2 protein-coding genes are annotated in these 10,681 nt (G+C 73.7%); both read left to right on the forward strand.

The genetic code is table 11. The features are described 5' to 3' along the window. Positions 1-3 precede the first annotated feature (3 nt). Positions 4-5,055: an amino acid adenylation domain-containing protein gene (locus ACWDGI_RS04610; protein ID WP_450755233.1), complete on the forward strand. Its 5,052-nt coding sequence runs from the start codon at positions 4-6 to the stop codon at positions 5,053-5,055. Further along, the coding region (locus ACWDGI_RS04615) for an amino acid adenylation domain-containing protein (protein WP_450755235.1) at positions 5,052-10,681 on the forward strand (5,630 nt) is incomplete at its 3' end. The genes ACWDGI_RS04610 and ACWDGI_RS04615, both read left to right, overlap by 4 nt.

The raw sequence follows: 10,681 nt of genomic DNA on the forward strand, positions 1-10,681 counted from the left end.
GCCGTGAACGCCGAACTGCTTCCGGAACGCTTCGCCGAGCAGGCGTTCCGCACGCCCCACGCCGTTGCCGTCGTGGACGGCGAACGGGCGGTGACGTACGAGGAACTGGGCCGCGCCTCCGTACGCTTGGCCCGCCGCCTGCGAGACCTGGGGGCGGGACCCGAGACGCTGGTCGGGGTGGGGCTGCCCCGCGGTGTCGATCTGGTGGTCGCACTGCTGGGCGTCTGGCGGGCCGGCGCGGCCTACGTCCCGCTCGACCCCGCGCAGCCGTCGGCGCGCCTGTCCGGTCTGATCCAGGACTCCGGGGCGGGCCTGGTGCTCGCGGGCCCGGACCTCGAGGCCGCGGTCGCCGAGGCCGGCGCCCGGCGCGTCGCCCCCGGGGAGCTGCCGGACGTCCCGGAGCCGGAGGCCTCCGCGCCGTTGCCCGCCGTCGACCCGGACCAGGTCGCGTACGCCATCTTCACCTCGGGCTCCACCGGAAGGCCCAAGGCCGTCGCCGTCACCCACGCGGGTATCGCCAACCGGATCGGCTGGACCGTGGAGCGCCATGCGCTCGGCACCGCGGACCGCGTGCTGCAGAAGACCACCATCGCCTTCGACGCCGCCGGGTGGGAGATCTTCGCCCCCCTGGTCAGCGGCGGCACCGTCGTGCTCGCCCCGGCGGGCGCCGAGCGCGACCCGGCCGCACTGCTGCGCGCGGTCGCCGACCACGGCGTCACCGTGCTGCAGGTCGTACCCTCCGTGCTGCGCCTGCTCGTCGAGGAGACCCCCGAGGACGCCGCGAACGGCGCGGGCGACTGGGGCCGATGCGGATCGCTGCGGCTGCTTTTCTCCGCGGGCGAGGCCCTGCGCGCGGAGCTCGTCGCGCGGCTGCGGGAGCGGGCCGGCGCGGACCTGGAGGTCTGGAACACCTACGGCCCGACCGAGTGCTCCATCGACGTCACCGCACAGCTCGTCGACCCCGCCCCGACGACCGGACCGGTGCCCATCGGCCGTCCCATCCCCGGCCTGCGGGTGCTCGTGCTCGACCAGAACGGCGCCCCCGTGCCGGTCGGTGTCCCCGGCGAGCTGTACGTCGGCGGCACCGGTGTCGCCCGCGGCTACGCCGGCCGCCCCGACCTGACCGCCGAACGGTTCGTCCCCGACCCCTACGCCACCGAGCCGGGCGCCCGCCTCTACCGCACCGGCGACCAGGTGCGCTGGCGCGCCGACCGCACCCTCGAGTACCTCGGGCGCTTCGACCACCAGGTGAAGGTGAACGGCGTCCGGATCGAACCCGGTGAGATCGAGGCCGCCCTCGTTGCCTACCCGTCCGTCACCGGCGCCGTGGTCACGGCACACAGGGCCGAGGACGGCGGCACGCGGCTGGCCGCACACCTGACCGCGAGTGCCGCCGTGGACAGCGCCGACCTGCGCGTCTTCCTGGCCGGGCGGCTGCCGGACAGCCATGTGCCCGCCTACTTCCACCTCCTCGACGCCTTCCCGCTGCTGCCCAGCGGCAAGGTCGACCGGGCCGCGCTGCCGAGCGCGGAGGAGATCGCCGCCGAGCACCGGCCCGCCTTCGCGGCCCCGCGCGACGCGGCGGAGGAACTCGTCGCGGGCGTCTGGGCGGACCTGCTCGGCCGGGAGCGGATCGGAGCCCACGACGACTTCTTCGCCCTGGGCGGCACCTCTCTGCAGCTGACCCGGCTGGCCGCGCGGCTGCGCGCCGCCTCGGGCGAGAAGATCTCGCTGCGCGGCCTGTTCGCCGCCACCACGGTCGAGGCGCAGGCGAAGCTGGTCGGGGCCGCCACGACGTCCGGTGCGGAAGCCGGCATCCGTCCGATGCCGCGCGACGGGCGGCTGCCGCTGTCCTCGGGCCAGGGCCGCCTGTGGTTCCTGGACCGGATGCACCCCGGCAGCCCCGAGTGGGTCGCCCCGCTCTTCCTGCGGCTGCCCGCCGAGCTGGAGCCCGCGGACGTGAGCGGCGCCCTGGACGCCCTGGCCGCCCGGCACGAGCCGCTGCGCACGCGCTACGTCGCCGAGGGCGGCGAGGTGCGCCAGGTCATCGACGCACCGGGCACCCCCGGTGTCGAACTGCGGGTGGCGGACGCCACCCGCGAGGAGGTGCCCGCGCTCTTCGGGGAGCAGTTCGGGCGTGGCTTCGACCTGGCCGAGGGGCCGCTGTGGCGGGCGCTGCTGGTGCGGCTGCCCGGTGAGGACCACCTGCTGCTGCTGACGCTGCACCACATCACCTGCGACGGGTGGTCGACGGTGCTGCTTGAGCGCGAGCTGCGTGAACTCTGCGCGGCCCGCCTGGTCAGGCGGCAGCCCGAACTGCCCGCCCTGGCCGTGCAGTACGCGGACTACGGTGCCTGGCAGCACGCCCGGCTCACCGAGGAGACCGTCGAACGCGAGCTGGCCCACTGGCGGGCCGCCCTCGACGGCATCGCCCCCGTCGACCTGCCCGCCGACCGCCCCCGGCCCGCGATCCGCGACCCGCGCGGAGCGGTCGTGCCGTTCCGGGTCCCGGCAAGTACCGCCGCGGCCCTGACCGAGCTGGGCCGCGCGCACGGCGCGACGCCGTTCATGACGCTGCTGACGGGGTACGCCACGCTCGTGGCCCGCTACACCGGTCAGTGGGACGTGCCGGTCGGCACCCCGGTGGCCGGCCGCACCCGGCCCGAGACCGAGCACATGGTCGGCTTCTTCCTGAACTCCCTGGTGGTGCGCTGCGGTCTGACCGCCGAACTGAGCTTCGCCGAGGCCCTGGAACGGGTCAGGGACACAGCCCGTGCGGCCTTCGTCCACCAGGAGCTGCCCTTCGAGCGGCTCGTCGACGAACTGCACCCCGAGCGCGACCTGTCCCGCACGCCGCTCTACCAGGTCGCCTTCGACCTGCACAGCGAGGGCGTGACCAGCATCGTCACGCACGACGCCGACCTGACCGCGTTCACCGAGGCCTGGCAGGTGGCCAAGACCGATCTGTCGCTGTTCATGCGACAGACCCCCGAGGGCGCCCTGGACGGTGTTCTGGAGTACGCCGCCTCGCTGTTCGAACGCGCCACCGTGGAGCGCATGGCCGGCCACTTCCTCACCCTCCTCGACCAGGTCGCGCGCCACCCCGGCCGGGCGCTCGGCGCCGTCGACCTGCTCGGGGAGGAGGAGTCCCGCCGGCTGCTCGCCGACGGGAACGACGCCCCGCCGTTCCCCGGCGACCAGACCGTCCTGGACCTGTTCGAGGACTGTGCCCGCAGCGGTCCGGAGCGCGTCGCGCTGGCCTTCGGCGGGCGCACCGTCGGCTACGGCGAACTGGACACCGCCGCCAACCGGCTCGCACAGCACCTGCGCACCAGGTGCGTGGGCGCCGAGTCACGGGTCGCGGTGCTGCTGGACCGGGGGCCGGACCTGGTCACCGCGCTGCTCGCGGTGTGGAAGGCGAGCGGTGCCTATATGCCGATCGACCCCTCGTACCCGGCGGAGCGCATCGCCGCGATCTGCGACGCGGCCAGGGTGCGGACGGTGGTGACGTCCGCCGCCTACGCGCAGCGGTTCTCCGCACCCGGGACGCGCGTGGTGTGCGTGGACACGGACGCCGACGAGATCGCCGCGCGCTCCGGCGCCGCGCCCGCCCGGGTCAGGGTCGTGGAGCGGCTCGCGTACGTCGTGTTCACCTCCGGCTCGACCGGCGTTCCCAAGGGCGTCGAGGTCGGCCACCGGAGTCTGGCCAACCACGTGACGTGGGCCGCGCGCGAACTGGCCGGCCAGGACTACGGCGGCGGCGCGCTGTTCTCCTCCGTCGCCTTCGACCTGGTCGTCCCCAACCTGTGGGCACCGCTGGTCACCGGACAGCGGCTGTTCCTGCTGCCGCAGGACACCGACATGTCCGAGCTCGGCAAGCGCTTGGCGGAGGCCGCCCCGTTCAGCTTCCTGAAGCTGACGCCGGGCCACCTGGACATCCTGGCGCACCAGCTCTCCCCGGCCCAGGCGAGCGCGCTGACCCCGCTCACGGTGGTGGCGGGCGAGCCGTTCACCCGAGCCGCGCTGGAGCGCTGGCGGGAGCTGGCCCCGGACATGCTGCTGATCAACGAGTACGGCCCGACCGAGGCCTCCGTCGGCACCAGCGTCTACCCGGTGCCGCAGGACGAGGAGGTGCCGGTCCCCGACGTGCTGCCGATCGGCCGGCCCCTGCCCGGCATGACCATGTACGTCCTGGACCCGGGCCTGCGGCCGGTCCCGGTCGGGGTCGCGGGCGAACTGTACGTCGGCGGCACCGGCGTGGCCCGCGGTTACACGGGCCGCCCCGACCTCACGGCCGAGCGGTTCGTCCCCGACCCCTACGGCGGCCGGCCCGGCGCCCGCCTCTATCGCACCGGGGACCTGGTCCGCCGGCTGCCGGACGGGAACGTCGCCTTCCTCGGGCGTCTCGACGACCAGGTCAAGATCCGCGGCTACCGCGTCGAACCCGGCGAGATCCGTGCCGTGGTGGAGCAGCACCCCGGCGTGCGCGAGGCCGTGGTCACCGTCCACCGGCCCGCCGCCGGCGAACCCGCGCTGGCCTGCTACGCCGTGCCGGCCGAGCCGGGCGCCCCGCTGCCCGACCTCGCCGCTTACTGCGCGGGACGGCTGCCCGAGTACATGATCCCGGCGACCTTCACCGCCCTGGCGGCCCTGCCCGTCAACGCCAACGGCAAGGTGGACCGCAGGGCCCTGCCGGAGCCCGCATCGGCCACCGACGGGGCGTACGTAGCGTCCAGCGGGCCCGTCGAGGAGCGCATCGCCGAGATCTGGCACGAACTGCTCGGCGTCCGGGCCTCGGCCCAGGACAACTTCTTCCGCATCGGCGGCAACTCGATCCTCGCGATCCGCCTGATCTCGCACATCCAGCAGGAGTTCGGGATCGACTTCGCCGTCCGCACCGTCTTCGAGGGCCCGACGGTCGCCCAGCTGGCGGCCACGGTCGAGGAGCGCATCACGGCCGAGGTGGCCGCGCTCTCCGACGACGACCTGCTGAACGCCGTCGGCCCCCTTGCCACGGCCGACCTCACCCCGCCGACCAAGGAGCACCAGGCATGAGCACCGGGGACATGGAGAAGCACGTCGACTCGGGCACGGATGCCGACGCGCTCCGCGCCGAGCTGCTGCGCCGGCGACTCGCCGGCCACCGAAGCGCCGCCGGGCGCCGGACCGGGATTCCCCGCGCCGACCGGGACGTCCCGCTCCCGCTGTCGCACGGCCAGCAGCAGATGTGGTTCCTCAGCCGACTGGAGCCCGACAGCCCCGAGTACCTGGTGCCGCTGGTCCTCAGGCTGCGCGGCGCACTGGACCCCGAGGCGCTCGAACGGGCCTGGCAGGGGGTGCTGGAGCGGCACGAGATCCTGCGCACCCGCTACGTCCTCGACGGCGACGAGCCGGTCCAGGTCGTCGACGCCCCGGTGCCGCTGCCCCTGGAACACTCGGCGGCGGCCGGCGACGACGCCGTGCGCACCCTGGTCGAGGCCGACCTGGCCCGGACGTTCGACCTCGGCCGCGACTGGCCGGTGCGCGGCCGGCTGATCCGGATCGCCCCCGGCGAGCACGTGCTCGCCGTGATGTTCCACCACATCGCCTGCGACGCCTGGTCCGCCGAACTCTTCGGCCAGGAGCTGGGTGAACTGTACTCGGGCGCGACCCCGGCCCCCCTCGACCTGCAGTACGCCGACTTCGCGGCCTGGCAGCGCTCGACGATGACCAACGACGTGATCGCGCGTCACCTCGGCCACTGGACCGAGCGGCTGGCCGGACTCGCGCCGCTGGACCTGCCCGCCGACCGGTCACGTCCGGCGGTGCGCGACGGCGCCGGGGACGCCGTGCCGTTCGACGTGCCCGAGGCGCTCGCGAACCGGCTGCGCGACCTCGCCGCCGCCCACGACAGCACGCTGTTCATGCTGTTCCTGGCCGCGTTCCAGACCCTGCTCGCCCGCTACACGGGCCGTTCGGACATCGCGGTCGGCACGGTGGTCTCCGGCCGCGGCCGCCCCGAGCTCCAGCGAGTGATCGGCTACGGAATCAACAGCCTGGTCCTGCGCGGCGACCTCTCCGGCGACCCGGCGTTCACCGAGCTGCTGGCCCGCACTCGCACCACGGTGCTGGACGCGTACGACCACCAGGACGTGGCCTTCGCCCAGGTCGTGGAGGCGCTCGCCCCGGAACGCGACCTGTCGCGCACCCCGCTGTTCCAGGTCGCGTTCACCATGCACGGCGACCGGAGCGCGACGTTCGACCTACCCGGCATCGAGGTGTCGCCGTTCGAGGGCTCGGGCCGGTTCGCGAAGTTCGACCTGGACCTGCAGCTGCGAGAGGGCGCGGACGGCTCGCTCGGCGGTCACCTGGAATACGCGACGGCGCTGTTCGACCGCACGACGGTGGAGCGGCTCCGCGGTCATCTGCTGCGACTGCTCACGAGCATCGTCGCCGACCCCGGTACGCCGCTGTCCGCGCTGGAGATCATCGGCGAGACGGAGCGGGCCCTGCTGACCGGCCCGCCCCGGCAGCCGCGTCCGGTGACCCACCGGGTGCACGAGCTGTTCGAGGCGCAGGTCGCGCGCACCCCGGACCGCGTCGCCGTCTCCTACGCCGACACGGACCTGACGTACGCCGAACTCAACGCGCGCGCCAACCGCATAGCGCACGCCCTGATCGCCAGGGGAGCCGGCCCGGAGACCCTGGTCGGCCTGAGTCTGGAGCGCGGCACCGACCTGATCCCCGCACTGCTCGGCATCCTGAAGTCCGGGGCCGCTTATCTCCCCTTGGACCCGGCAAACCCCGCGGACCGGATCGCCTACATCGTGCGGGACGCCCAGGCACCGGTCGTCGTCACCACCCGCGCCCACGCCGAGCTGTTCGACTCGGACCTGCTGCTGCTCGACGCGGACGCAGAGCTGATCGCGGGGAAGCCCGACACCGACCCGGCGGTCGCGGGCAGCCCGGAGAACCTGATCTACACGATCTACACCTCGGGTTCGACCGGCCGGCCGAAGGGGGTCGCGCTCACCCACGGCAACGTGGTCCGTCTCATGGACCGCGGCCGCGAGCACTTCGCCTTCGACGCGGCCGACGTGTGGACGCTGTTCCACAGCTATGCCTTCGACTTCTCCGTCTGGGAGATGTGGGGAGCCCTGCTGTACGGCGGGCGTCTGATCGTCGTCCCGGACTCCGTCGCGCGTTCCCCCGAGGAGTTCCTCGGCCTGCTGGTGCGCGAACGGGTCACGTTCCTCAACCAGACGCCCACCGCTTTCCGCGCGCTGGTCGGCACCGACACGGACCTGGCCCTGCGCGCGGTCGTCTTCGGCGGCGAGAAGCTGGAGGTCTCCGAACTGCGGCCGTGGGCTGACCGGTTCGGCCTCGACCGGACCGCCCTGGTCAACATGTACGGGATCACCGAGACCACCGTCCACACCACCTACCGCCGCCTCACGGAGCGGGATCTGGATCCGCAGGCGGGCAACCCGGTCGGGCACCCGCTGGACGACCTGCGGGTCGTCCTGCTGGACCAGGACGGCCGTCTGGTGCCGCTGGGCGTGCCCGGCGAGATCTGCGTCGGCGGCGCCGGAGTGGCCCGCGGTTACCTCAACCAGCCGCGCCAGACCGCCGAGCGGTTCGTGCCCGACCCGTTCGGACCGCCCGGGTCCCGCCTGTACCGAAGCGGTGACCTGGCCCGCCGGCTGGCCGACGGCAGCCTGGAGTTCCTCGGCCGCATCGACGACCAGGTCAAGATCCGCGGCTTCCGCATCGAGCTCGGCGAGATCGAGGCCGCCCTGGCCGCCCACCCGCGCGTGCGGGACGCGGTCGTGCTGGTCCGCGAGGACACGCCCGGCGACAAGCGGCTCGTCGCGTACGTGACCCCGGCTGGCGAGGACATCCCGGATCCGGGGGAGCTCCGCTCCCGCCTGACGGGTCAGCTGCCCGAGTACATGGTTCCGGCGGCGTTCGTCGCGCTGGACGCACTGCCGTTGACCACCAACGGCAAGCTCGACAAGCGGGCCCTGCCCGCCCCCGGCCAGGACGCCCTGGGGGCCGTGGACTTCGTCGCCCCGCGCACGGTCGCCGAGGAGCGTATCGCCGCCGTGTGGGCGGACGTCCTGGGCCTGGAGCGGGTCGGTGTCGAGGACGGCTTCTTCGACCTGGGCGGGCACTCCATCCGTGCCGTCACCCTGGTGGGGCGGCTGCGGGCCATCGGCTACGACCTCGCCGTACGGGATGTGTTCGAGTACCGCACGGTCGCCCGGATCGCCGAGCTGGTCACCGGGCGTCCGGCGCCGGCCGACGCGGACCGCACGGTCGCGCCGTTCGCGTCGATCACGGCCGAGGACGTGGCCCGGGTGCCCGAGGGGGTCGTCGACGCGTACCCGCTGTCGCAGGTACAGCTCGGCATGGCCGTCGAGATGCTGACCGACGACGGCCGGCGCCCCTACCACAACGCCACGTCGTTCCGGATCCGTGACGACCGGCCTTTCTCCGCCGAGGCGCTGCGCGCGGCCGCCGCGGTGATCACGGCCCGCCACGACGTGCTGCGCACCTCGTTCGCCCTCACCGGGTACTCCGTGCCGATGCAGCTGGTGCACGCGACGGCCGAGCTGCCGGTGGCCGTCCATGACGTCTCACATCTGTCGAAGGACGAACTCCTCGCTGATCTGGGGGAGTTCGTCCGGCAGGAGCGCGCCGAGCCCTTCGACCTGGCCGTGCCGCCGGTGCTGCGCCTGAGCGCACACGTGGCGGGCGACGCCAGCTGGTGGCTCACCGTCACCGAGTTCCACGCGATCCTGGACGGCTGGAGCCACCACTCCCTCCTCATGGAGATGCTGGAGGAGTACGGCCGTATCCGCGACGGCCGGGAGGCCGCCGGGTCCCCGCGTCCCGCCGTCCGGTTCGCCGACTTCGTCGCCGCGGAGCTGGACGCCCTCGCCTCCGAGGAGTCGCGCGCCTACTGGCAGTCGGTCGTCGACGGCCACGCGCGGCTGACCGTGCCCGCCCCATGGCGCGGCGACCCGGACGACACCGGCGCCCCCCACCGTGTGCCCGTGCCCTTCCACGACCTGGAGGACCGGTTGCGCGCCCTGGCCTCCAAGGCGGGCGCGTCCTTCAAGAGCGTGCTGCACGCGGCACACCTCAAGACGCTCAGCATGCTCACGGAGGAGGAGCGCTTCTTCACCGGTCTGGTGTGCAACGCCCGGCCCGAGGTGCTCGGCGCCGACCGGGTCTACGGCATGCACCTGAACACGCTGCCCTTCGCGTACGACCGCTCGGCCGGCACCTGGCGCGAGCTGGTCGCCGCCGTGTTCGCCCGTGAAGTGGAACTGTGGCCGCACCGCGCCTACCCGATGCCGGTCATCCAGCGTGAACTCGCCGACGGCGAGCGGCTGGTCGACATCCGGTTCAGCTACCACGACTTCGACCAGGTCGACCACGATCAGGTCGACTACCTGGCCAGCATCGACGACAGCCCCACGGAGTTCTCGCTCGGCGTGTCGGCCCGCATCGGCCACCTCGTCCTCACCGCCGCCCCGCGGACCCTGAGCCGGTCCGGCACCGACCGCCTGGCGCACATGCTGCGCCGGGTCCTGGAGGCGATGGCCGCGGACCCGGAGGGCGACGCGCGGACCTCGTTCCTGCCGGAGGGCGAACCGCACCGGCAGTTGGTGGAGTGGAACGACACGGCGGACGAGCAAGGGTCCGCCTCCGTGCTCCAGCGCTTCGAGGAACAGGCTGCCCGTACCCCGGACGCCGTCGCCGTCGAGCACTCCGGTGCCACCGTCTCCTACGCCGAACTGGACGCCCGCGCCAACCGGCTGGCCCATCATCTGCGCGGCCTCGGCGTGACGGCGGAGTCCCGCGTCCTGGTCCGGCTCGACCGCGGGCCCGACCTGCTCACCGCACTGCTCGCGGTGTGGAAGGCGGGCGGAGCGTACGTGCCGATCGACCCGTCCTACCCGGTGGCGCGCGTCGCCGCCATGCGCGAGGCCGCCGCGGCCGTGCTGACCCTGACCGAGCTCCCGGACGCCGAGGCCCTGGCCGCCCTGCCGGCGACGGCGCCGGTGCGCCCGGATGACCCGGACGGGCTGGCGTACGTCGTCTTCACCTCCGGTTCGACGGGCGTCCCCAAGGGCGTGGAGGTTCCTCACCGGGGCCTGGCGAACCATGTGGCGTGGGCGGCGCGCGAGCTGGCCTCCCGGGGCACGGGCGGTGCTCCGCTGTTCTCCTCGGTCGCCTTCGACCTGGTCGTCCCGAACCTGTGGGCCCCGCTTGTCGTGGGCCAGACCGTGCACATGGTCGGACAGGACGTCGACCTGGCCGACCTGGGGCAGCACCTGGCCGCCGCCGGCCCCTACAGCTTCGTCAAGCTCACCCCCGGACACCTGGACGTGCTGGCCCGGCAGCTCACGGCCGAACAGGCGGCCGCGCTCGCCCCGGTCCTGGTCGTGGCCGGCGAGGCGTTCACCCGGGCCACGCTGGAGCGCTGGCGCGCGCTCGAGCCCGACGCGGTGCTGATCAACGAGTACGGTCCGACGGAGGCATCGGTGGGCTCCACCGTCTTCCCCGTCCCCACGGACACCGACGCCGAGGTCCTGCCGATCGGCCGGCCGTTGCCGAACATGCGGACGTATGTGCTGGATGCGGCGCTGGAGCCGGTGCCGGTCGGGGTCGCGGGCGAGTTGTACGTCGG

It is taken from the genome of Streptomyces sp. NPDC001220 (assembly GCF_053597895.1).